Raw genomic sequence first — 23,490 nt, 5'->3', positions numbered from 1 at the left:
AATTGATAAATGTAGAGGCTGTCTCAAAATAAAGAAATAATACAGAATATTGAGTAGCTCAGATTTGTGGAGTCCAATATATTGTATATAAAATTTATTTTGAGACAGCCCCTTGATTAGGAGTCTATTTATGTTTAAGAAGAGAAATAGGATCAGGAAGGTTTTAATTGTCATACTGTCTGCTATCCTGCTATACAGCGGTATAAACATCGGCATCTATTTGTATGATGGTTATTCCAACACAGTTCTCAATAAAAATTTGAGCGAGGAATATCATAAATTTGGTGATGCAGGAAGTATCGACAAAATGGATAGTTCAGATCCAAATTTACACGGGCAGTATGCCGGTAGGTTTGAGAGTCTTCTTGATATTAATAAAGATGTTGTCGGGTGGATCAAAATAGCTGGTACAAAAATCGATTATCCTGTCGTACAAGCCGATAATAATAGATTTTATTTAAATCATAACGTGGAGCGGAAAAAGTCCTCCCATGGAGCCATATTCATGGATTACAGAAATACCGGTGACAGGGATTTCAATACTGTTATTTATGGTCACAGCCTGAAAGACGGAACCATGTTCGGAAGCCTCTTAAATTACAAGGATCCAGCCTTTTGCCTAAAACATAAAACAATTGAATACGACTCGCTTGAGCAATCTATGAAATGGCGTATTTTTTCAGTATATATTTTCCACCAAGGCTCTGACTTTATACAGGTTTACTTCGACAGCGACGAGGAATATGCACGGTATCTTAATATAATATCACGCAACTCAATATATGAGACTGGCATTGAAGTGACGAAAGGCGATAAAATATTGACTCTGGTGACTTGTTCATATGAGTTTAATGATGCCAGACTTGTGATATGTGCCAAAAGGATATAAATCCGGTTTATCTTAAACTTTATTTATCCTGGAATACTAATTTTGAAATAGACAAAAAATATATAAGAGTATAAGGAGGATTGAATTTATGTCGGATTACAGATTGGAATTTGGATCTTCAATAACTCCGAATGATACTGATAGGCTTTATCAGATCCTTCCTATAGTATCAAAGGATGATGAACTTGAGATAATAATCCAGGATAAGAATTCAAAGGAGGTCGGTTCAATTATCGATGTATTAAAAAGTAACGAATTTGATGTATCTGCCATAGAACATAAGGACAGGAGGAGACTTTACCTTCTGGTGCACAGGAATAGTTAAAAGAGACTGTCTCAAAATAGGTTTTATATACAAATTATTGAGTCCGCAAATTTAAGCCGCTCAATAATTTGTATTATTTCCTTATTTTGAGATAGCCTTTTTTTAAAAGAATTTTAGTTTAATAGTTTACAAATTTAGCTTACTAAAGTATAATAATAATATAAAGAATGGAAATGGGGGATAGAAATGAAGAGGACAGAGAAAGTTTTATTTACGATAGTATTGCTGGCAGCAGTATTATTTACAGGATGCAGTTTAAAAGGGCGAAAAAGTATTAGCGATAAGGAGACTAAAAGTGCACAGGGTGCAAATACTTTAAACGGCATAAAAGAAAAGGGAAAATTCATAGTAGGGCTTGATGACAGTTTTCCGCCTATGGGATTCAGAGACGGGAATGGGGATATTGTCGGATTCGATATAGACCTTGCCAAGGAGGCAGCAAAAAGGTTAGGGGTCAAAGTTGAATTTAAACCTGTTGACTGGGACGGTGTGGTGCTTAGCTTAAAAAATAAAGATATAGACGTCATATGGAACGGCCTTACAATCACAGATGAGAGGAAGAAAGAGATTGATTTTTCAAGAGTATATCTGAAAAACAGGCAGATCATCGTAGTAAAAAATGGTTCTTCCATAAAGTCTAAAGGGGATTTAAAGGGAAAAGTCGTCGGACTTCAGATGGGAAGCAGTAGCGAAAATGCGTTGAAGAATGATGCCGTGACCATGAACTCGCTGAAAAAAATAAGAAAGTTTTCAAATAACACGGAAGCTTTGATGGATCTTGCAAATGGAAGAATAGATGCAGTAGTCGTAGATGAAGTTGTAGGCAGGTATTATATTTCCAAGAAGCCGGGCGTATATAGTGTCCTTGAAGATAACCTCGGGGAAGAATCATACGGAGTCGGAATAAGAAAAGAAGATAAAGATTTTAGGGAAGCTCTCGATAAAGCACTTGACGACATGAAAGATGATGGAACCGCGAAAAAAATATCTGAAAAATGGTTCGGTAAAGATATTGTTGTAAAATAGGGTGAGAGAATTGGATTATGTTAAGGATGTCACGATATTTATACTAAAAGGTTCAATAACAACTATCGAATTGTATGCAGTTACAGCATTGTTTTCCATTCCCATTGCACTTATAATCGCGCTTGTTAAAGTATCGGGAATAAAAACGCTTAAATTTGCGGCTGATATCTATACATGGATACTTAGAGGGACTCCCCTTATGCTGCAGGTATTTTTTGTATATTTTGGATTACCGGTACTTGGGATAAGGTTTGAACCATTTATAGCGGCATCGCTGGCTTTTATATTGAACTATTCTGCATATCTTTCAGAAATAATAAGAGCAGGCATACAATCGATAGACAAGGGCCAGTATGAAGCCGCAAGGGTTTTAGGGATGAATTACAGGCAGACTATGCTGATTATTATATTGCCTCAGACTATAAGGAGGATAATTCCTCCAACTTCAAATGAAGCCATAAATCTCGTAAAAGATACGGCACTTGTGGCCGCCATCGGCATGCCGGACCTGCTTAGGGCTGCAAAAGAAGCGGTTACAAGGGATTTTACAATTTCACCCTTTATAATAGCAGCAGTTATATACCTGCTTTTAACATCGGTGATTGTCATTATATTTAACAAGCTTGAAAAGGATCGCTCGCTATATGAATAAAAGCGGGACAACAGGATTATTTGAGAATATTTTTCGGATATCAGATATAAGACATATGCCTGATAAGAAGTGTACTAAAAAAGCCGGATTAGTTTTTATCCGGTTCTTTTTGTATGTTAATGCAAATTTATGCTAAACCAATTTAATGCATGTACGATAATATATATGATTACATTTGTGGAGGGATATTTATGGGCATAAAAGAAAAATCGATCATGAATTCGGACAAGTTTAACAGCTTGATATCGTTGATAGAAAATATAAACATGAATAAACCTTTTAAAGATATTTTGGATTACATATATGATTCTTTCTCGGCATATATTCCATATACATATATAGGCATTGCGCTAATTGAAGATGATGGGGAAACTATAAAAGCTTCTTTTGGTGCATCAGGAAAAAATCATAAAAACTTACCGAAGAGGCTCTTGGGATATAAAACAAATATTTATGATACCAGTCTTATAAAAATTGTGCAAACGGGCAAAGAGAGGATTATAAATGATCTTGAAGACTATACTAAGGGCAAATCCATTAAAGAATATAATAAAATACTTCTTGAGGAAGGCATAAGATCATCGATTACCTTTCCGCTCAAAAACAATAAAAAAGTAATAGGAATTATTTTTTTCTCGAGCAATCGTAAAAATATATATAAAAAGGAACATATTGATTTTTTGAAAATCATCGCCAACAGCATAGCTCTCGGACTTGAAAAAACTATATTCATAGATGATATGATAATAGGTTCCGTGCAGGCACTTGCAAAACTGGCTGAACAAAGGGACCGTAATACAGGAGAGCACTTAAAGAGAATATCCGTATACTCGAGGTTGCTGGCAAAACTTCTATCAAAGAATAAAAAATACAGCGATATAATAAATATCGACTATATCGACAATATCGAAAGATTTAGCACTCTTCACGATATAGGCAAGGTAGGAATAAGGGATGATATACTTTTAAAGGCCGGAAGGCTTACACCTGAAGAGTTTTCTATAATGCAGGCTCACACCATATATGGTTCATGGGTGCTAAAAACCGCGGAGAAAAAAGTACAGAAGAATGGAAGAAGCATATTCAGCATGGGTATAGAAATTGCGGAAGGCCACCATGAAAAATGGGATGGAAGCGGATACCCATATGGAAAGGCAGGAGAGGATATACCTCTGAGTGCGAGGATTGTCGCGGTGGCCGATGTCTTTGATGCACTTACCAGCAAGAGATCATACAAGGATGCATTCTCTTATGAATATTCCAGAAATATAATTATCAGTGAATCAGGAAAAAGTTTTGATCCGGATATAGCAGGATTATTTATAGAATACGATGATGAGATCAGGAAGGTATATGAAAGGTTTAAAAGTCAAATAATTTGAAATAATATTAAATAGATGTTTATAAATCTTTTTTGCCATTTGGTTTAAAATAATTAATTTTAGGTATTGAATTATTTTTATAACCGTATATAATGTAATTAGAACAAAGGTCAAAGAAAGTCAAAGTCAAAAGAAGGTGAAATGGATGCCAAGGTTATCTGATTTGATTGAAGAATTCATTAAAAGAATGTTTGAAGAAACCGACGGGGATATTCTGGAAATACAGAGGAATGAACTTGCAAATCATTTCGGATGTGCGCCGTCTCAAATCAATTATGTATTGATGACGAGATTTAACACGGACAGGGGTTATTATATAGAAAGCAAAAGAGGCGGAGGCGGCTCCATCAGAATAACAAGAATAAGCTTGGATGGTAATGATTACTTAAATAAGCTTATTTCAGAAAAAATAGGCGGCGAGATTACACAGAGGGCAGCGGAATCTTATATAGATGCTTTTCTGGATCATAATCTTATAACAGAGAGGGAAGCATCTATAATGAATGCTGCTATAAATGATAAGACTATAAATGTGCAGCAAGAGATGAGAGATTCCTTAAGGGCAAATATTCTAAAATCGATGCTGATTGTTTTGTTAAGTTAGCTTTTAATAAACGAAAGACAGATAAAGAGTTATACAATCTTAAAGGAGGTAAAATATATGTTATGTGAGATTTGTAATGAAAGACCCGCAACAGTGCATATCACAAAAATAATAAACGGAGTAAAGAGTGAATTCCATATTTGTGAACAATGTGCGAGAGAGAGAAATGAATTTAACATAGGCAGCGATGTAACGGACTTTGTCGCTCCTTTCTCGTTTTCGAATATACTGACAGGGCTTATGGATTTTACAGGAAACAATCCTGTTACGTACCAGACGGAAAAGCATATAAAATGTCCGGCATGCGGGCTCGACTTTGAAGAGTTTAAAAGAACGGGCATGCTTGGATGCAGTGAATGCTATCATGCTTTTGCGGACAGACTTGAACCTATAATAAAAAGAATACATGGAAATACACAGCATACAGGCAAGGTACCAAGAAGAACCGGCGGACTTATAAGGATTAAGAGGGACACCGAGAGATTAAAATATGAGCTTAAGAAGGCTATAGACAGCGAGGAATTTGAAAAAGCTGCGAAACTCAGGGATAGAATAAAAGAACTGGAGAATAAGGATAATAACAAGGGGGTGTAAGCCATGGGGAACTGGATAAACGAAGAAGGTCCGGAAAGCGACATCATTTTTTCAAGCAGGGTAAGGCTTGCAAGGAATGTAAAGGGATATCGCTTCCCTCATATGATGAGTGTTGAAGAGGCAAAAAAAATCATACAAAAGTGCAGCGATGCGATTTTAAAAAGCAATACCGTGCTTTCCAAAGAGTTTCGCCTTATCGAACTTTCAAAGATCACTCCGACAGACAGGATGGCGATGGTTGAGCAACATGTTATAAGCCCGGGGCTTGTAGATAACTGTGAAAAGTCGGCGGTGCTTATAAATAAAGATTCAACCGTCAGCATCATGATAAATGAAGAGGATCACATAAGGCTGCAGGTCATTTACCCTGGGTTTCAGCTGCGGGAAGTTTATGAACTTGCAAGCAATATAGACGATGTCATTGAAGAAAATATCGATTATGCATATGATCAGAAAATAGGTTATCTTACGGCTTGCCCTACGAATATAGGGACAGGAATCAGAGCTTCAGTTATGTTACATCTTCCCGGTTTGTCCGTTACTAAAAACATTAATGGAATGTTGAATGCGGTAAGCCAGGTAGGGCTTACTATAAGGGGAATATACGGAGAAGGCTCGAACGTACAGGGTAATATATACCAGATATCAAACCAGATAACGCTAGGTCTTTCCGAAGAGGAGATAATATCCAACCTTGCTGCAGTCACAAAGCAGCTGATCGATAAGGAAAGAGCCGCAAGGCAGAGATTAAAGGAATCAAATATGACCATGGTTGAAGACACTGCATGGAGATCCCTTGGGATACTTAAAAATGCGAGAATATTATCGAGCAGCGAATGCTTGAATCTCCTATCAAATGTAAGGCTTGGGAAAGAATTAGGAATAATTGACGGGATAGATCCCATTTTATTGAACGAAATTATGATAAATATGCAGCCTGCTAATTTGGTTAAAAGGGAAGGAAAGGAACTTTCACCTGAATTAAGGGACATAAAGCGGGCCGAATATGTACGAGAAAAGTTGAAATGAGGTGATATTATGATGTTTGGAAGATTTACGGAAAGGGCTCAGAAGGTTTTGCTTCTGGCTCAGGAAGAGGCTCAGTATTTTGATCATACTTATGTAGGGACTGAACATATACTTCTCGGTATCATAAAAGAAGGAGAAGGCAGTGCTTCAAAGATATTGCAAAATATGGGAGTAACGCTTGATAAAGTAAGAGAACAGGTGGAAAATATTGAAGGAAGAGGTACACCTTCCATGTATCAGACGGAGATGGCCTTGACTCCCAGGACAAAGAGACTGCTTGAATTATCCATTGTTGAAGCAAGGAATCTGGGGCACAATTATGTTGGCCCTGAACATATGCTTCTCGGACTTATAAGAGAAGGGGAAGGTGTCGGAGTCGCTGCTCTTGAATCCCTTGGAGTAGATTTTAACAGATTAAGGCAGGAACTTATAGATAGCATGGGAATGGGCGAATCTACGGGCAAGGAAGCGGATGTATCGCAAAAGGGTGCAAATACGCCGACGCTCAATCAGTATGGACGCGATCTTACAGAAATGGCAAAGGAAGGCAAGCTCGACCCGGTTATAGGAAGAGAAAACGAAACCGAAAGGGTTATCGAGATACTTTCAAGAAGAACAAAAAATAATCCGGTGCTAATAGGTGAGCCTGGAGTTGGAAAGACGGCTGTGGTTGAGGGTTTGGCTGAAAAGATAGTAGAAGGCAGGATGCCTGAGTTGCTGAGGAATAAAAGAGTTGTCGTACTTGATCTTTCGTCGATGGTAGCCGGTTCGAAATATAGAGGCGAATTTGAAGAAAGGTTAAAGAAGGTAATGGCTGAGATAAGAAAGGCCGGAAACGTGATACTATTTATAGATGAGATGCATACCATAATAGGTGCAGGTGCCGCAGAAGGTGCGATTGATGCATCGAATATATTGAAACCTGCCCTTGCAAGGGGTGAATTGCAGTGCATCGGTGCGACGACTATTGAAGAATACAGGAAATATGTCGAAAAGGATCCTGCGCTCGAACGAAGGTTCCAGCCTGTTATGGTAGGAGAACCTGACAAAAGAGCGGCAGTTGAGATATTAAAAGGACTGAGGGATAAATATGAAGCCCATCACAGGGTAAAGATTACTGATGAAGCAATTGAAACGGCGGTTGAACTTTCGGATAGGTATATAACAGACAGATACCTGCCCGATAAAGCAATAGATCTAATGGATGAGGCCGCTGCCAGAGTAAGGCTTCAGATGTTTACGCCGCCCGATGATTTGAAAAAATTAGAGGACAGGTTGAGCGCAATTGAGAAAGAAAAGGAAGAGTCCATAAGAAGCCAGGAATTTGAAAAAGCTGCAAAATTCAGGGATGAAGAAAGGAAATTAAAGAATAAATTAGATGGCCTCAAAGGGAACTGGAAAAATCAGAATGAAGCTTCAAACCCTATTGTAGGACCTGAAGAGATCGCCCAGGTTGTTGCAAAGTGGACCAATATACCTGTAAGCAAGCTTACAGAAAAGGAATCCGAAAGGCTGCTGCATCTTGAAGAGATACTTCATAAAAGGGTAATCGGCCAGGATGAAGCTGTAAAGGCAATATCAAGGGCTGTCAGAAGAGCCAGAGTTGGCCTTAAAGATCCTAAAAGGCCGATCGGTTCCTATATATTCTTAGGACCCACGGGGGTAGGAAAGACCGAGCTTTCCAAAGCGCTGGCGGAAGCAATGTTCGGTGATGAAAATGCGATGGTCAGGATAGATATGTCTGAGTATATGGAAAAATATTCGGTGTCCAGGCTTATAGGATCTCCTCCGGGATATGTCGGCTATGATGAAGGCGGTCAGCTTACAGAAGCCGTGAGACGGCATCCGTATTCGGTGGTTCTATTTGATGAAATCGAAAAGGCCCATCCCGATGTATTCAACATTTTGCTGCAGATACTCGAAGATGGAAGGCTTACGGATGGACAGGGAAGAACAGTCAACTTCAAGAATACCATAATCATAATGACATCAAATGTTGGTGCGGAAACCATAAGAAAGCAAAGGACTATGGGATTCTCGACCGATGAAGGGGAATCTGAAAGATCATATGACAGGATGAAGGATAATGTGCTTGAAGAGCTTCGAAAGACTTTCAGGCCGGAATTTTTAAACAGGCTGGATGAAGTCATCGTGTTCCATCAGCTTGAAGAAAGTGATCTTGAAAAAATAGTTTCATTGATGCTCAAGGACGTCGGAAAAAGGCTTGATGATCTCAATATCCATGTTGAGTTTTCGGATGCTGCGAAGAAGGTTTTGACTAAAGAGGGGTTTGATATAAACTATGGTGCAAGACCATTGAGACGTGCTATACAAAAGACAGTAGAGGATAGATTATCTGAAGAAATGCTTAGGGGCAATATAAAAAAGGGTGACAGCGTGGATATCGACGCTGAAAATGGAGAACTTGAGTTCATTAAGAAGTAAGGTGCAACCCCTGCACCTCGCTTCTTTTAGGGAAATGGGATGTTTTCTTGCACCCCATTTTTTTATATAATTTATAGATTATATAAGGGAGTGAAAAAATGAAATCGAAAACTGTTTTTATATGCAGCGAGTGCGGATATGAATCTTTAAGATGGCTTGGCAAATGTCCCGGGTGCGGAAGCTGGAACACCATGGTAGAAGAAATAAAGCAGGACAAAAAAACGGAGCAGTTTGCAGGAAATTCACAGCCTGTAAAATTAAATGATGTAAAGGTAATGGATGAAGAAAGATATAAAACAGGGTTGAAAGAGCTTGACAGGGTTCTGGGCGGAGGCATCGTAAAAGGATCTCTGATACTTGTAGGCGGCGATCCTGGAATCGGGAAATCGACTTTGCTTTTGCAGATATCAAATAGTATAGGAAAGGAAAACAAAACAATACTATATATATCGGGGGAAGAATCGGAAAAACAGATTAAAATCAGGGCTTCAAGGCTTGGAGTCGACAGCGACAATTTATATATAGTATCGGAGACCGATATAGATTTGATTGAAAAGTTTATCGAAGATATCAAGCCGGATATAGCAGTAATCGATTCCATACAGACGATGTACAGAGGAGAGCTTACTTCCGCACCAGGAAGCGTAAGCCAGGTAAGGGAAGCGACGGGAAGGCTGATGCGTATCGCAAAATCCATGAATGTAGCCATTTTTATAGTAGGGCATGTTACGAAGGAGGGCTCCATCGCGGGGCCGAGAGTCCTTGAGCATATGGTCGATACGGTATTGTACTTTGAAGGCGAAAGGCATCATACATACAGGATATTGAGAGCAGTTAAAAACAGGTTTGGCTCGACAAATGAAATAGGTATATTTGAGATGAGGGATACGGGACTTGTTGAAGTGCCGAATCCTTCAGAGCTTATGTTAACTGGAAGGCCAGAAAACGTACCCGGGAATGTGGTAGTCTCGAGCATTGAAGGAACGAGGCCGGTTTTGGTTGAGCTTCAGGCACTGGTTAGCCAAACAAGTTTTGGGATGCCAAGGCGTATGGCTACAGGCATAGATTATAACAGAGTGGTGCTGCTTATGGCCGTACTTGAAAAGAGGGCGGGAATGCAGCTTCAGACATGCGATGCATATGTAAATGTCGCAGGTGGAATAAAAGTTGATGAGCCTGCAGTCGACCTTGGAATAATATTGTCTGTCGCATCAAGTTTTAAAAATAAGGAGATTAACTCCGAGATGGCTGTAATGGGAGAAGTCGGCCTGACAGGAGAAGTGCGCGGAATAAGTTATATTGAAAAACGGATACAAGAAGCATATAAATTAGGCTTTAAGTCTGTTGTCTTGCCAAAGGACAACGCAAAAAATATTAAAGGTTTTTCCGAAATCAAAATATATGGTGTTCAAAATATTTATGAAGCGCTGGATATAGCTCTTAAAAGCTAGTAGTTGTTGTCTTGCCATAGGCCATGAGCGGCGGAATGGAGATTAATATGAAAGAAAAAAGAAAAAGGGAAATTGAATTTTTGAATATTTTAAAAATCCTTTCGCCGGGAACACTGCTGAGGGAAGGACTGGACAATGTATTAAAATCGCGTACAGGAGCTTTAATCGTAATCGGAGACAGTGAGGATGTTCTTAAGATAATAGATGGAGGTTTTAGCATAAACAGCGATTATTCTCCTTCGTATCTATATGAGCTTGCAAAAATGGATGGAGCCATAATCATAAGCAGCGACCTTAAAAAGATATTGTATGCCAATACCCAGCTTGTACCAGATCCTTCAATACCGACTTTAGAAACCGGGACCAGGCATAAGGCTGCCGATAGAGTGGCTAAGCAGACTGATGCCACAGTAATATCCATCTCTCAGAGGAGAAATATAATCACAGTATATAAGGGAAACATAAAATATGTCTTAAGAGATACATCGATAATATTATCCATAGCAAATCAAGCAATACAGACTCTCGAAAAATATAAAAATGCGCTCGACCGGGCGGCAAGAAACCTGTCGGTCCTTGAATTCCAAGATTTTGTGACGCTGTATGATGTAGCAGTTGCTATCCAGCGAACCGAGATGGTTTTAAGAATAGTAAGAGAAGTTGAAAGATATATATGCGAACTCGGGGATGAGGGCAATCTTGTAAGCATGCAGATGAATGAACTCGTAAATGGTGTTGAGACGGATGGTATATACCTTATAAAGGATTACCATTCCTCAGATGAGGATGAGGATCACATGAAAACCTGGAATGATATATCCGATATGGATTATGATAAGCTTCTGGACATTCTTGAGATATGCAAGATGCTGGGATATCCTGAAGACATGGAGGTACTAGATGAGATAATTACGCCCAGGGGATACAGGATGCTAAGCAAGATACCCAGGCTTCCGATGTCGATTATATCAAATCTTGTAAAAGAATTTCTAAATTTTCAGAGCATACTTAAAGCCTCTGCCGACGAGCTTGACAGCGTTGAAGGTATAGGAGAAGTAAGGACAAGAGCAATAATCGATGGTTTAAAAAGGCTAAAAGAGCAAGTTATGATGGAAAGGCATATATAAAAAATTTATACTGACAATATAAAATAATTTCCATTAAATAAAAAACCCGCTTGATCGGGTTTATCTCATGTCATATTTTCCCAACAGCTTTAACCTGTCATATTCCTCCAAAAAAACATCATATAGATTAATGCCGAGAGCATTGCAAAGAGAAACTATATAAAATATATTGTTTCCCATTTCCTTTTCAATTATATTCCTGCAATTATCGCAGAGGCTGCCTTTTAAATGGCTTTTCATCATATTGCTGAGCTCTTCGAAAGTCACATCTTTTGGCATGTCACAGGATATACATTGCTTTTTTGCATCTATCTGAAGGCACCCGCAAGTAGTAACAGATTTTGCAACGGCCCTGTTAAGTCTTGCTTCCGCCTCCTGGAGTTTTGTTAAAATATCTATAATACTTTTGTGCCTTATCAGTATTTCAGCCACCTGTTCCTGAAAATCATCAAATATCAAATCTTTCATAAATAAGCTCACTCCCCGATGTGTTTTGCTCTGTATAAGCCTATTATAGTTTTATTTTACTGTATTTGTCAATGTGTGCTAAAAATAGTTTACAAAAAAATAAAAATGAAATAATTATATTATAATTATTCAACCATAAAATATATTATGCATAATTTTGAAAATTTAAACTTAATATGGTGCAAGCATTGTAAATAGACATATGTTTATAGCACATGGACAATATTTGATAAATGGCTTGAAATAAGTATTGCTTTTACTAAAGGATAATGTTAAAATATAAAAAAGTCAAATATATGGCAGCCAATTGGTAATTCATTATTATTATATATGCATAAATATAATAGTAAGATAAATACATATGAAATTTATGGCATATATTCAATTCATTAATTCATCTTTGTGTTGAAAAATATATATTAAGCAGAGCAGTTATATTTTAAAGGGGGATAAAAAATGAAAAAGGCAGTAGCTTTAATTATTTCGCTAATAATAGTATTTTCGGTATTTGCAGCCGGCTGCGGTACAAAGCAAACTGCAAATAAATCACTTAAGATATTTTATTATGCACAAGGCGCTGATCCAAGAGGGCTTGATCCTGCATGGGTCGACGATGGAGAGTCTGCAAAAGTTACAGTGCAGATATACGATACTCTGGTAAATTATAAAAAGGACAGCACTGAAATAGTTCCCGGACTTGCTGAAAAGTGGGAAATAAGTCCTGATGGAAAAGAGTATACCTTCCACCTGAAAAAGGGTGTAAAGTTCCATGACGGCACCGACTTTAATGCCGATGCAGTAGTATACAATGTAGAAAGACAGCTGCCTCCAAAAGTGAAGGATGATATGCCATATGCATCATTTACATTCGGAGCAGTTGACAAAGTAGAAAAAATCGATGATTACACCGTAAAGTTCATATTAAAACAACCTTATACACCATTCCTTGCGAACCTTGCTATGAGTCTTGCAGCACCTATTGCAAGCCCGACAGCCCTTAAGGCTCATAATGATAACTTAAATGAAAGCCCTGTTGGAACAGGCCCGTATAAGTTTGTGAAATGGGATAAGGGGCAGTCGATAACACTTGAAAGGAACCCGAATTACTGGGGGACAAAACCAGATGCGGATAAGATCATTTTCAAATTTGAGAAAGAGAATTCCGTTCGCGCAAATGACCTTATCGCAGGGCAGATCGACATGATGGACGGACTTGATCCTAATGATATTCCAAAGCTGAAAGAAAAGGAGCTTACCATATTCCAGGATAAGGGCATGAACATCAATTACCTTGCATTTAACTGCTCAAGAGCTCCATTTAATGACCCGAAATTGAGGGAAGCCGTTTCCTATGCCATAAACCGTGATGAACTTGTAAAGTATCTGTACCAGGGATATGCAGAAGTTGCAAATAGTCCGCTTCCGAGCTTTATACCAGGCTATGATGATACAGTTAAGCCTTATGAGTATAATCCGGATAAGGCTAAGCAGATGCTGAAGGATTTGGGTAAGGAAAATTTGCAGGTAAAGATAATAACTTATTCTAATCCAAGACCGTATAACGCAGTCGGAGGCCAGAAACTTGCCGAAGCAGTACAGAATTATTTGAGCAAGGTCGGAATAAAAGCAACGATTCAAACATACCAGTGGACAGAATATAAGCAGAAATCGATGCAGGGCGAAGGCGATATCCTGTTTTATGGCTGGACGGGCGACAATGGTGATGCCGATAATTTCTTATCACTTTTTGACTCGAATGAGATCAAGTCGAGCCTGAATGTAGCCAAGTATACAAACAAACAGGTTGACGAACTCCTTGTAAAGGGGAGGCTTACACCAAACGGCACTGAAAGGGATAATATTTACAAGCAGATACAGCAGATAGTTGCAAAGGATGCTCCGTGGATTTTGATATCTCATGGTACAAATCTTGCGGCAAGCTCTCCCAAGATAAAAGGATTTTATGTTCACAGGACGGGTTCGGTATTTCTAAAGGATGTTACCAAGGAATGATAAAACAAAGCGAATTTTGAGAATATACCTTAGTAGAACCGATGAAAAGGTTTGAGGCAGTATATATATGAAATAAATATGGAAATCCGCCGTACAGGCGGAGTTTCCATATTTATTATTTTCGTGGGAGGAATTAGATGGCTAAGTATATTTTAAAAAGATTATTATTATTGATACCCGTACTTATAGGGGTATCAATACTTGTTTTCGTAGTTATGCATGTATTTACGGCTGATCCTACAAGCATAATTTTGGGACAACATGCCACTGCCGACCAGATAGAAAAATTAAGAATGCAGCTAGGCTTAAAGGATCCTCTGTATGTGCAGTACTGGAACTTTTTTAAAAATGCGATAAGGGGCAATCTCGGGAATTCTCTTATAACGCAGACTTCCGTTACAAAAGAGATATTGTCGCGATTTCCGGCTACGATAGAGCTTGCTCTTGCTGCAATTATCATAGCTTCGGTTTTTGGAATATTGATAGGCATAATATCTGCAGTAAAACAAAATTCTATTATAGATTATTTGAGCATGGTATTTGCATTAATAGGAGTATCCATGCCAATATTCTGGTTAGGGCTCATATTGATCGTATTGTTTGCTGTACAGCTTCATTTAGTACCTGTATCCGGACGCATACAGCTTGGGCTGGAACCTGTGAATATCACGGGCTTTTATATACTGGACAGCATTTTAACGGGCAATATGGAAGCACTTAAGAGTGCATTAAGCCATATGATACTTCCGGCCGCGGCATTGGGTTCATATTCTACGGCAATTATTGCAAGGATGACAAGATCCACCATGTTAGAGGTGATACGGCAGGATTATATACGTACAGCCAGGGCAAAGGGACTGTTTGAGAGGGCAGTGATAATGAAACATGCTTTGAGGAATGCCTTGATCCCGATAATTACAGTTATAGGACTTCAGCTCGGCTCGCTGCTTGGCGGGGCGGTCCTCACGGAAACGGTGTTTTCGTGGCCCGGAGTCGGAAGTTATGTGGTGGATTCTATTTTAAAATCAGATTATCCCGTTGTTCAAGGTGCCGTGATGTTAATGGCCGTGGTTTTTGTAGTTGTAAATCTGATTGTGGATATTATATATGCGTATCTTGACCCGAGAATTAAATATTCATAAAAGGAGGAATGCTTTATGGAAAACAACCTTGAGTTAAACACAGGAAAAAGTATAGATGTGAGGAAGGCATATTCTCCTTTGAAGGAAATGTGGAGGATATTGAGTAAAAATAAAGCGGCGATGGTCGGACTTGCTATAATAGTGATCCTTATATTCGTTGCGCTTTTTGGAAAAATTTTGATGCCTTATGATCCTTATAAGGGTGATCTTTCACAGAGTCTGAAGCCTCCTTCCCCATCCCATATCTTTGGCATAGACGAGCAGGGGAGGGACATATTAAGCAGGGTTATAGATGGTACCAAGATATCGCTTAGAGTCGGAATTTTCGCAGTCGCAATTGCACTGACATCAGGTATAATACTGGGGTCGGCCGCAGGATACTATGGCGGTAAAACCGATATGATTATAATGAGAATCATGGATATAATCCTTGCCTTTCCCTCAATGCTTCTTGCAATAGCGTTTATGAGCGCTCTCGGGAAGGGCATCGATAAAGCCATAGTCGCAATAAGTATAGTCACTATACCTGAGTATGCGAGGATCGTAAGGGGCTCGATCCTATCGGTAAAGGAGAATGAATATGTTCAGGCTGCGCGCATCGTGGGAAACAGCGATGCGGCTATTATTTTCAAGCACATTCTTCCAAATGTGATGTCACCTATAATTGTAAGGGCAACGCTCGGGATTTCAACGGCAATACTTGATACGTCCGCCTTGGGCTTTTTAGGCCTCGGAGTTCAGCCGCCATATGCCGAATGGGGCAGCATGCTTGGTTCTGGAAGAGGGTATTTCAGCAACGCCCCCCATATAATATTATTTCCGGGACTTGCCATAACTATAACCGTGCTTGCGTTTAATCTTCTGGGAGACGGTTTGAGAGATGCATTGGATCCGAAACTTCGTTGATAAGGTGGAGATGTTATGTTACTTGAAGTCAAAGACTTGGTTACACAGTTTAAATTAAAAGACGGTACCTTTAACGCTGTAGATGGTATGAGTTTTAATATAGATAATGGAGAGATTGTTGCATTGGTCGGCGAATCGGGTTGCGGTAAAAGTGTCACATCCCTTTCCATACTCGGACTTATTCCAAATCCCCCGGGGAAAGTAATACGTGGGGAAATATTGTTTAAGGGAAAGGATATTTTAAAAAAAACCAGAAGAGAGATGCAGGATATAAGAGGAAACGAAATATCAATGATATTTCAGGAGCCCATGACTTCGTTAAATCCTCTGTTTACAATTGGAAAGCAGATTACGGAAACTCTCATAAGGCATAAAAAAATGGGGAGGGAAGAGGCAAAAGAGAGGGCTGTCGAAATGCTTGATTTGGTTGGCATTCCGTCTCCCGGAGAAAGATTTAAAAATTACCCCCATCAGATGAGCGGCGGGATGAGGCAGAGGGTTATGATTGCCATGGCTCTTGCCTGCAATCCGGAGCTTTTGATAGCAGATGAACCTACGACCGCCCTGGATGTTACAATACAGGCACAGATACTGGATCTTATTTTGAAACTTAAAAACAAATTAAATACCGCCGTGCTGCTTATTACCCACGATCTTGGCGTTGTTGCGGAAGTAGCTGATAGAGTGGTTGTGATGTATTGCGGCAAGGTTGTTGAAAGCGGCAGTGTCAAAGAAATATTTGCAAAACCGCTTCACCCTTATACTGAGGGTCTGCTCCTTTCTATTCCGAAAATTGATGAAAAAAAGGAAGAATTGTTCATGATACCCGGTACTGTCCCGAATCCTTTGAACATGCCGGCAGGCTGTGCTTTTAGCACAAGATGTTCAAAGTGCATGGAAAAATGTATAAGAAAAATGCCCCAGCTTGTAAAATATGGCGATCGCCAGATAAGGTGCTTTATGTATGGTTTAGATGAAGGGGGGAGGGAATAGGCATGGAAAAGCTACTTGAAGTTAAAAATCTGAAAAAATACTTTCCCGTGGAGAATGGGATATTTGGAAGATCAAAGCAATATGTGAAGGCTGTCGACGATGTGACATTCGATATATATAAGAGCGAAACATTTGGGCTTGTCGGGGAATCAGGGTGTGGAAAATCCACGACTGGTATGATGATAGTCAATTTATTAAGACCAACGTCTGGTCAAATAATATTTGAAGGTCATGATATAACTAAGCTTAATAAAAAAGAACAGAGAAGATTCCATAAAAACATTCAGATAATATTCCAGGACCCATATGCCTCCCTTGATCCCAGAATGACAATCGGTGACATAATCGCTGAACCGATAAAAATCAATAATATTGCAAAAGGAGCTGAAGTCGAGAAAAGGGTGCAAAAATTACTGGACTATGTTGGGCTTGCAAGCTATCATAGAAATAGATACCCTCATGAATTTAGCGGAGGGCAGAGACAGAGAGTGGGTATCGCCAGGGCTCTTGCTGTGAATCCCAAACTCATAGTATGCGATGAGCCTGTATCGGCCCTGGATGTTTCAATACAGGCACAGGTATTGAATCTTCTCCATGATCTGCAGAAAGAATTTAATCTGACTTATCTTTTTATAGCTCACGGACTGAATGTTGTGAAACACATGAGCAGAAGGGTGGGAGTCATGTATCTTGGGAAGCTGGTTGAAATTGCGGATGCCCAAATTTTGTATTCACATCCTGAGCATCCTTATACAAAAGCGCTTTTATCAGCGATTCCCGTACCGGATCCGACGAAAAAAAGGGAGAGGATACTTTTAAACGGCGATGTCCCAAGCCCTTTAAACCCACCTGGAGGCTGCAGATTCCATACCAGATGCAAGTACTGCATGGATATATGCAAAAGTAAAGAGCCTGAATTAAAAATGGCAGGCGAGAATCATAGAGTCGCGTGCCATCTATATAAATGAAAAATAGACTGTTGCACAATAAAATATTTATTCATTGTGCAACAGCCTATTTTTTTAAACAGCTCATTCGTTGCTCAAAATAATATAATCCTATTTATACCTGATTTCATATTACGAATTGAAGTTATTTAAAATTGTTTTATCAATCCTGTGCTTTGTTGAGTATTCTGATAGTAGAACAATTTGTAAAGGGGCGGTAAAATGTTTAACATAGGTGATAAAATTGTGTATCCTATGCATGGAGCAGGCATCATCGTATCGATCGAAGAAAAAGAAGTATTAAAAGAAAAAAAGAAGTATTATATTATGAAAATTCCTATCGATGATATGAAAGTAATGATTCCTATAGATTCAATGGACGATTTCAGGATCAGGAATATAATAAGTTATAATGAATATATGGAGATTATCCGTTATCTGAAAAGGGGAAAAAACTATATAAATGAGAGCTGGAGCAAAAGATACAGGACAAACATGGAAAGGATCAAAAGGGGGGATACCTTAAGCCTTGCAGATGTTATAAGGGAATTATACTTGAGGGAAAATAAGAAGGGGCTTTCGCCTGCGGAAAAGAAGATACTTGAAAAAACCGAGCAAATATTTTATAGTGAACTTATATTGGTTACAGGACTTAAGCTTGATGAAGTTAAAAGTATAATAAAGGATGCAGTTCTTAATAAATAGAGTATATTTCCAGTATATTAACAATTTTTTAAGATTTAATCAGTTGAATTTTCTTTATAATTACTATATATTAGTGTTAATGTATTAATTTCTTTAAGTAATTTATTTGCTTTTTTAGTGCATTATTCTGGTTTAATCTATTGTGTATATGTCAATAATAAATAGAAAGAGGAGGTGAATTTATTATTGGTTAATAAAATAATAAGATGGCTGCTTACCCTCTGTGGACTTATAATCGGTTATGCACTTTCAGTTGTCATAGTTGATGCACAGATTATAAAGGTTCAACATGGTGCTCTTATAGCATACATTGTACTGACATTAATTGGTGGAATTATAATGTATATAATATCTCCATTGATTATTAATTTGGTGTGGAAATTGTCTGAATTTATAGAGGGCGCAACGCAGAAAATGCCGATGAACGATATAATCGTAGCAGTTTTTGGGCTTATAACCGGTCTTATAATTGCAAACTTATTTTCAGGTCCGTTTAACGGTTTGCCATATAATATAGGAACAATCATCGTTATAATACTGAATATAGTATTAGGCTCTGTAGGAGTGAATATCGCGATTAAGAGAAAAGAGGAATTTTACAATGTTTTTTCCTTTTTTAAAAAGTTTGGCTCCAAACAGAAATATATGAAGAGCGAACACAGCAGGGTGCAGCCTAAAATACTTGATACAAGCGTTATAATTGATGGAAGGATTTTTGATATATGTCAAACAGGATTTGTTGAAGGTCCGCTTATTATCCCTAATTTTGTACTGGAAGAACTCAGGCATATAGCCGATTCGTCCGACAGCCTCAAAAGGAACAGGGGAAGAAGAGGGCTGGATATTTTAAACAAAATACAAAAAGAACTTAACATTCCTGTTGAAATAATCGAAAAGGACTTTCCGGATATCGGAGAAGTTGATTCAAAGCTTTTGAAGCTTTCCCAGATTCTTGGCGGGAAAGTAATAACCAATGATTACAACTTGAATAAGATAGCTGAATTTCAAGGTGTAGCGGTACTGAACATAAACGAGCTTGCAAATGCCGTCAAGCCTGTCGTTCTTCCCGGGGAAGAGATGGCTATCCAGGTTGTCAAAGATGGCAAGGAAAATGGCCAGGGTATTGCTTATCTTGATGATGGTACGATGATTGTAGTTGACGGAGGCAGAAAGTTTATCGGCGAAAATATCGATGTCGTTGTTACGAGTGTGCTTCAAACGGCAGCAGGCAGGATGATTTTTGCAAAACCCAAAGCACAGATGGAGAGGGCAGTATAAAATAAGGGAGCTGCTGTAACAGGAAATATTATAAAATGGCTGATTATAGCTATATTTATAAAAAATAAGCTGCTGCATAATGAATGTTTATCCATTATGCAGCAGCTCTTTAAATATAGGCTCTGGCAAAGAGTGATAGTTTTTTACTGGGGGTATATTAATGTACAAAAATTTAAGAGTGGGAGCCATTATAGCTGCAGCAGGCAAGAGCAGCCGTATGGGCAATATAAATAAGCTTTTTATTAAATTAGGCCGAAGGGAAATACTTGCAGAAGTATTAAATGTATTCAGCAGTACAAGCTGTATAGATAGCATAGTTATAGTTTGCGGTGAAGATACAGTTGACAGATGCAGAAAAGATATCGTTGAAAAATACAGCATATCTAAAGTTTCCAAGATTATACCGGGAGGCGCTGAAAGGCAGTTTTCCGTATTGAAAGGTCTGATTGCATTATACGGCATGTGCGATATTGTTTTGATACATGACGGTGCAAGGCCTTTTGTAAGAGAAGAAACAATCAAAAAAAGTGTAGAAGAAGCGTATATATATGGCGCCGCAGCCTGTGCGGTTCCCGTCAAAGATACCATAAAAATAGTCGATTCGGATAAATTTACTCTCAATACTCCAGACAGGAATAAGGTTTACGCAGTTCAAACACCTCAGGCTTTCAAATATAACATAATATATGATGCTCATATAAAAGCAAAAAAAAGCGGCTTTATAGGCACCGATGATACTATGCTTGTTGAAAGGGCAGGCTCAAGGGTGAAACTTTTTGAAGGCAGCTATGATAACATAAAAATAACGACTCCTGATGACATATATATAGCTGAGGCTATAATAAAGCACAGGAACAATACAGACTTTTAAGGCTGTGAGCTTAGCAATTTAATATTCTTCAAATAATTTACATACACCAGCTAAAGGCCCTCCATGAACGTTATTTTTTGGTTAACTATTGTAAATAGGGCTTGATTTTTATATGATATTAATATATAAATTATTCTATCAGCCATGAGTGCATATTATTTATTGGCCCAGTTTTAAATACCAAATCTGCCACCGATGCTTTAAGGAGGAATAAATGAGAGTAGGAATAGGTTATGATGTTCACAGGCTTGTCAAAGGAAGTAAACTGATTATCGGAGGTGTGGAAATCGAATATGAAAAGGGGCTTTTGGGCCATTCTGATGCCGATGTGCTGATCCATGCCATTATAGATGCTATATTTGGTGCCGCTGCTCTCGGGGATATAGGCATGCATTTTCCGGATACTGATAGAAAATATAAGGGGATATCGAGTATTGTTCTTTTGGAAAAAACTGCTATGCTATTAAAGATTTCAGGGTATGCTGTGAATAATATAGATGCTACAGTAATTGCCGAGAAGCCTAAGATGTCTCCTTATATAGGAAAGATGAGGGAAAATATATCGGGCGCATTGGATATTGGATTAGAGAATATAAGCATAAAAGCAAAGACCGAAGAGGGACTCGGGTTTACAGGGAATGAAGATGGCATATCATCGATAGCTGTTGCGAGTATATGTAAAAATATTAACGAGATTGGAGATGATTGAATGATCACTGTAAGAGGCCTTTCAAAGAAGTTCAAGGCCTTTGAAGCGGTAAAGAGAATCAGCTTTGAGGCGAGAGAGGGGGAGGTGCTGGGACTGCTTGGGGAAAATGGCGCAGGAAAGACTACAACCTTAAGGATGCTTGCAACAATGTTAAAGCCGACTGAGGGTACCGCCGAAATAAACGGATTTGATTTATTAAAGCAGCCTGACAGAGTAAGAGGAGAAATAGGAATACTTTTCGGCGGCGAGGTTGGAATATATGACAGACTTACTGCAAGGGAAAATATAAGATACTTTGCAGAGCTTAACAATATGGAAGACTCTGCTATAGACAAAAGAATAGATGAACTTGCCGATATGCTTGATATGAAGGATTATATCGATAAGAGGGTGGGCAAATTTTCAAGAGGCATGAAGCAAAAAGTTTCAATTGCAAGGGCTATAGTGCATAATCCCAAGGTTATGCTGTTTGATGAGCCTACCTCAGGTCTGGATGTGACTTCCACGAGGATCATACATGAATTTATAGAGGATTGCAGGAAACAGGGTAAGATAATAATTTTTTCGAGTCATACAATGAGCGAAGTCGAGAAACTCTGCGACAGGATAGTTATAATCCATAAGGGCGTCATTGTTGCAGACGGAGACATACCCACCCTTAGAAAGCATTTTAACAATGAGGACCTTGAAGATGTATTTATAGAACTGGTAGGTGGTAAGCGATGAATCTAAAACATGTCTTTATAGTATTCAAAAAAGAACTTATCGATATGTTCAGAGATAAAAAAACTATTATATCGAGCATACTGATCCCGATCTTGATTTTTCCTGTAATGTATGGATTTATGGGATTCAGCACAAAGAAGTTGATCAAGGATACACAGGAGAAGGGAATCGAAGTAGCCATAAAAGCTGAAGATAATAATTCATCCATAGTGAAGTTCCTGAAGGAGAGAAAAGAGCTTAAGATAGTGGATGCTGATGATGCCGTCGGTGCGCTGCGAAAGGGTACCGTCAAGGTCATAATTTTTGTAGGTAGCGGTTTTGACGATGCCGTTAAAGATGGTAAGCCTGTGCCCTTGACTGTACAGTACGATGATACAAATCAAACATCCACGATGGGCGAGGGGATGGTAAGGGAGATTATAGGCCAATTTTCTTCAGAAATTGTAAGCCAAAGGCTTCAGGAAAAGGGAATCGATCCTGCAATAATAAATCCGGTAAATATTATAGAGAAAAAACTGGGGCCTCAAAATAATCAGGATAACGGCATGGGGCTTATGATTTTTTCTATGCTTTTACCTTTAATGCTTGCGATATATTCTGCAAGCAGCGTACTTCCTGCGGCAACGGATAACGGCGCCGGAGAAAAAGAAAGAGGCACTCTTGAACCGCTGCTTACAACTCAGGCGAACAGGTTGTCCCTTTTGATGGGAAAATATTTTGCTATAACTGTGGCAGGAATAATAGGAACGTTAGCATCTATGGTAGGGCTTTTCATAGCTCAGAAATTCAATCCTGAAATACTCGGCCAGGGGAATGTTTTTTCTATTTCAACTGTTATTATAATTGCGCTTGCCACTGTTTCGCTCACATTGATATTCGCAGCATTGGAGCTTGCAGTAAGTATATATGCGAGATCCTTTAAAGAAGCGCAGACTTATTTAAGCCCCATTACGATAGTCGCTATGGTACCTGCATTTGCAGTTTATATGATAGATCCCAAGAATATACCGATAGGATATTTTAACATACCGATAGTAAATATAGTCTGCATAATGAAGGAACTCATAGTTAGCATAGTCAACCCCCTTCATATCATAATAGCGTTTGCCTGGGCTATAATTTATATTATAATCGCCATCATGTTTGCAAGATATATGTTTACCAGAGAAAGTGTGGTATTCAGAGTGTAATAAAAATCCGCCATTGGC

At 38.7% G+C, this 23,490-nt stretch carries 23 protein-coding genes; 22 read left to right on the top strand and 1 reads right to left on the bottom strand.

Annotated elements, in window-relative coordinates; translation table 11 throughout:
- The first annotated feature begins 130 nt into the window (after positions 1–130).
- The 11 genes from srtB (at position 131) to disA (ending at position 11,524) form a co-directional block, all read left to right on the top strand.
- Positions 131–889 (top strand): class B sortase, encoded by a 759-nt coding sequence (gene srtB, locus QME45_01105; GenBank protein MDI6617257.1) that lies wholly within the window; start codon positions 131–133, stop codon positions 887–889.
- 88 nt (positions 890–977) lie between these two features.
- Positions 978–1,214 (top strand): hypothetical protein, encoded by a 237-nt coding sequence (locus QME45_01100; protein ID MDI6617256.1) that lies wholly within the window; start codon positions 978–980, stop codon positions 1,212–1,214.
- 186 nt (positions 1,215–1,400) lie between these two features.
- The gene (locus QME45_01095; GenBank protein MDI6617255.1) at positions 1,401–2,240 is read left to right on the top strand and encodes an amino acid ABC transporter substrate-binding protein; all 840 of its coding nucleotides are present in this window, start codon (positions 1,401–1,403) and stop codon (positions 2,238–2,240) included.
- Between the two features lie 10 nt (positions 2,241–2,250).
- A complete protein-coding gene (locus QME45_01090) occupies positions 2,251–2,892 on the top strand; it encodes an amino acid ABC transporter permease (GenBank protein MDI6617254.1) in 642 nt (213 codons plus the stop codon).
- 191 nt (positions 2,893–3,083) lie between these two features.
- The gene (locus tag QME45_01085) at positions 3,084–4,274 is read left to right on the top strand and encodes an HD domain-containing phosphohydrolase (protein ID MDI6617253.1); all 1,191 of its coding nucleotides are present in this window, start codon (positions 3,084–3,086) and stop codon (positions 4,272–4,274) included.
- Between the two features lie 145 nt (positions 4,275–4,419).
- Positions 4,420–4,878, top strand: a complete 459-nt coding sequence (locus QME45_01080) for a CtsR family transcriptional regulator (protein MDI6617252.1) — start codon at positions 4,420–4,422, stop codon at positions 4,876–4,878.
- A gap of 57 nt (positions 4,879–4,935) precedes the next feature.
- Positions 4,936–5,472 (top strand): UvrB/UvrC motif-containing protein, encoded by a 537-nt coding sequence (locus tag QME45_01075; protein MDI6617251.1) that lies wholly within the window; start codon positions 4,936–4,938, stop codon positions 5,470–5,472.
- Positions 5,473–5,475: 3 nt separating this feature from the next.
- Positions 5,476–6,501, top strand: a complete 1,026-nt coding sequence (locus QME45_01070) for a protein arginine kinase (GenBank protein MDI6617250.1) — start codon at positions 5,476–5,478, stop codon at positions 6,499–6,501.
- A 9-nt stretch (positions 6,502–6,510) separates the two neighbouring features.
- Entirely contained in the window at positions 6,511–8,946 is a 2,436-nt protein-coding gene (locus QME45_01065; protein ID MDI6617249.1) for an ATP-dependent Clp protease ATP-binding subunit, read from the top strand.
- A gap of 98 nt (positions 8,947–9,044) precedes the next feature.
- Positions 9,045–10,397, top strand: a complete 1,353-nt coding sequence (gene radA / locus QME45_01060) for a DNA repair protein RadA (GenBank protein MDI6617248.1) — start codon at positions 9,045–9,047, stop codon at positions 10,395–10,397.
- Between the two features lie 47 nt (positions 10,398–10,444).
- Entirely contained in the window at positions 10,445–11,524 is a 1,080-nt protein-coding gene (disA, locus tag QME45_01055; GenBank protein ID MDI6617247.1) for a DNA integrity scanning diadenylate cyclase DisA, read from the top strand.
- A gap of 60 nt (positions 11,525–11,584) precedes the next feature.
- On the opposite strand, the gene QME45_01050 is transcribed toward disA, so the two are convergent.
- Complete coding sequence (locus tag QME45_01050; GenBank protein ID MDI6617246.1) at positions 11,585–11,992, bottom strand: DUF1573 domain-containing protein; 408 nt, start codon at positions 11,990–11,992, stop codon at positions 11,585–11,587.
- Between the two features lie 456 nt (positions 11,993–12,448).
- Between QME45_01050 and QME45_01045 the strand changes: the two genes are divergently transcribed.
- From QME45_01045 to QME45_00995, 11 genes are all read left to right on the top strand, one after another.
- The gene (locus QME45_01045; GenBank protein MDI6617245.1) at positions 12,449–14,005 is read left to right on the top strand and encodes an ABC transporter substrate-binding protein; all 1,557 of its coding nucleotides are present in this window, start codon (positions 12,449–12,451) and stop codon (positions 14,003–14,005) included.
- A gap of 137 nt (positions 14,006–14,142) precedes the next feature.
- Positions 14,143–15,147, top strand: a complete 1,005-nt coding sequence (locus QME45_01040) for an ABC transporter permease (protein MDI6617244.1) — start codon at positions 14,143–14,145, stop codon at positions 15,145–15,147.
- 15 nt (positions 15,148–15,162) lie between these two features.
- On the top strand, positions 15,163–16,053 hold the full coding sequence (locus tag QME45_01035) for an ABC transporter permease (GenBank protein MDI6617243.1): 891 nt from the start codon (positions 15,163–15,165) through the stop codon (positions 16,051–16,053).
- 15 nt (positions 16,054–16,068) lie between these two features.
- Positions 16,069–17,046 (top strand): ABC transporter ATP-binding protein, encoded by a 978-nt coding sequence (locus QME45_01030; GenBank protein ID MDI6617242.1) that lies wholly within the window; start codon positions 16,069–16,071, stop codon positions 17,044–17,046.
- Positions 17,047–17,048: 2 nt separating this feature from the next.
- Positions 17,049–18,014, top strand: coding sequence for an ABC transporter ATP-binding protein (locus QME45_01025; GenBank protein MDI6617241.1), 966 nt, complete (start codon positions 17,049–17,051; stop codon positions 18,012–18,014).
- A gap of 201 nt (positions 18,015–18,215) precedes the next feature.
- On the top strand, positions 18,216–18,698 hold the full coding sequence (locus QME45_01020; protein MDI6617240.1) for a CarD family transcriptional regulator: 483 nt from the start codon (positions 18,216–18,218) through the stop codon (positions 18,696–18,698).
- 186 nt (positions 18,699–18,884) lie between these two features.
- Positions 18,885–19,976 carry a PIN/TRAM domain-containing protein gene (locus tag QME45_01015; GenBank protein MDI6617239.1) on the top strand — a complete coding sequence of 364 codons (1,092 nt, stop codon included), beginning with the start codon at positions 18,885–18,887 and terminating at the stop codon, positions 19,974–19,976.
- 160 nt (positions 19,977–20,136) lie between these two features.
- Positions 20,137–20,847 carry a 2-C-methyl-D-erythritol 4-phosphate cytidylyltransferase gene (ispD, locus tag QME45_01010; GenBank protein ID MDI6617238.1) on the top strand — a complete coding sequence of 237 codons (711 nt, stop codon included), beginning with the start codon at positions 20,137–20,139 and terminating at the stop codon, positions 20,845–20,847.
- A gap of 214 nt (positions 20,848–21,061) precedes the next feature.
- A complete protein-coding gene (ispF, locus tag QME45_01005) occupies positions 21,062–21,556 on the top strand; it encodes a 2-C-methyl-D-erythritol 2,4-cyclodiphosphate synthase (GenBank protein MDI6617237.1) in 495 nt (164 codons plus the stop codon).
- The gene (locus QME45_01000; protein MDI6617236.1) at positions 21,557–22,282 is read left to right on the top strand and encodes an ATP-binding cassette domain-containing protein; all 726 of its coding nucleotides are present in this window, start codon (positions 21,557–21,559) and stop codon (positions 22,280–22,282) included.
- Positions 22,279–23,472: an ABC transporter permease gene (locus tag QME45_00995; protein ID MDI6617235.1), complete on the top strand. Its 1,194-nt coding sequence runs from the start codon at positions 22,279–22,281 to the stop codon at positions 23,470–23,472. Before QME45_01000 ends, QME45_00995 begins: the two co-directional genes overlap by 4 nt.
- Positions 23,473–23,490 lie beyond the last annotated feature (18 nt).

The sequence above is a fragment of the Clostridiales bacterium genome, from assembly GCA_030016385.1.
Taxonomy (GTDB): domain Bacteria; phylum Bacillota; class Clostridia; order Clostridiales; family Oxobacteraceae; genus JASEJN01.
This window is presented reverse-complemented; position numbering and strand designations above follow the sequence as displayed.

Coding starts and splice junctions, on each gene's coding strand:
- srtB (MDI6617257.1), top strand. CDS start 131: ATGTTTAAGAAGAGAAATAGGATCAGGAAGGTTTTAATTGTCATACTG.
- QME45_01095 (MDI6617255.1), top strand. CDS start 1,401: ATGAAGAGGACAGAGAAAGTTTTATTTACGATAGTATTGCTGGCAGCA.
- QME45_01025 (MDI6617241.1), top strand. CDS start 17,049: ATGGAAAAGCTACTTGAAGTTAAAAATCTGAAAAAATACTTTCCCGTG.
- radA (MDI6617248.1), top strand. CDS start 9,045: ATGAAATCGAAAACTGTTTTTATATGCAGCGAGTGCGGATATGAATCT.
- QME45_01070 (MDI6617250.1), top strand. CDS start 5,476: ATGGGGAACTGGATAAACGAAGAAGGTCCGGAAAGCGACATCATTTTT.
- QME45_01000 (MDI6617236.1), top strand. CDS start 21,557: ATGATCACTGTAAGAGGCCTTTCAAAGAAGTTCAAGGCCTTTGAAGCG.
- QME45_01045 (MDI6617245.1), top strand. CDS start 12,449: ATGAAAAAGGCAGTAGCTTTAATTATTTCGCTAATAATAGTATTTTCG.
- QME45_01100 (MDI6617256.1), top strand. CDS start 978: ATGTCGGATTACAGATTGGAATTTGGATCTTCAATAACTCCGAATGAT.
- QME45_01050 (MDI6617246.1), bottom strand. CDS start 11,992: ATGAAAGATTTGATATTTGATGATTTTCAGGAACAGGTGGCTGAAATA.
- QME45_01020 (MDI6617240.1), top strand. CDS start 18,216: ATGTTTAACATAGGTGATAAAATTGTGTATCCTATGCATGGAGCAGGC.
- QME45_01030 (MDI6617242.1), top strand. CDS start 16,069: ATGTTACTTGAAGTCAAAGACTTGGTTACACAGTTTAAATTAAAAGAC.
- ispF (MDI6617237.1), top strand. CDS start 21,062: ATGAGAGTAGGAATAGGTTATGATGTTCACAGGCTTGTCAAAGGAAGT.
- QME45_01085 (MDI6617253.1), top strand. CDS start 3,084: ATGGGCATAAAAGAAAAATCGATCATGAATTCGGACAAGTTTAACAGC.
- QME45_01080 (MDI6617252.1), top strand. CDS start 4,420: ATGCCAAGGTTATCTGATTTGATTGAAGAATTCATTAAAAGAATGTTT.
- disA (MDI6617247.1), top strand. CDS start 10,445: ATGAAAGAAAAAAGAAAAAGGGAAATTGAATTTTTGAATATTTTAAAA.
- QME45_01075 (MDI6617251.1), top strand. CDS start 4,936: ATGTTATGTGAGATTTGTAATGAAAGACCCGCAACAGTGCATATCACA.
- QME45_01035 (MDI6617243.1), top strand. CDS start 15,163: ATGGAAAACAACCTTGAGTTAAACACAGGAAAAAGTATAGATGTGAGG.
- QME45_00995 (MDI6617235.1), top strand. CDS start 22,279: ATGAATCTAAAACATGTCTTTATAGTATTCAAAAAAGAACTTATCGAT.
- ispD (MDI6617238.1), top strand. CDS start 20,137: ATGTACAAAAATTTAAGAGTGGGAGCCATTATAGCTGCAGCAGGCAAG.
- QME45_01065 (MDI6617249.1), top strand. CDS start 6,511: ATGATGTTTGGAAGATTTACGGAAAGGGCTCAGAAGGTTTTGCTTCTG.
- QME45_01040 (MDI6617244.1), top strand. CDS start 14,143: ATGGCTAAGTATATTTTAAAAAGATTATTATTATTGATACCCGTACTT.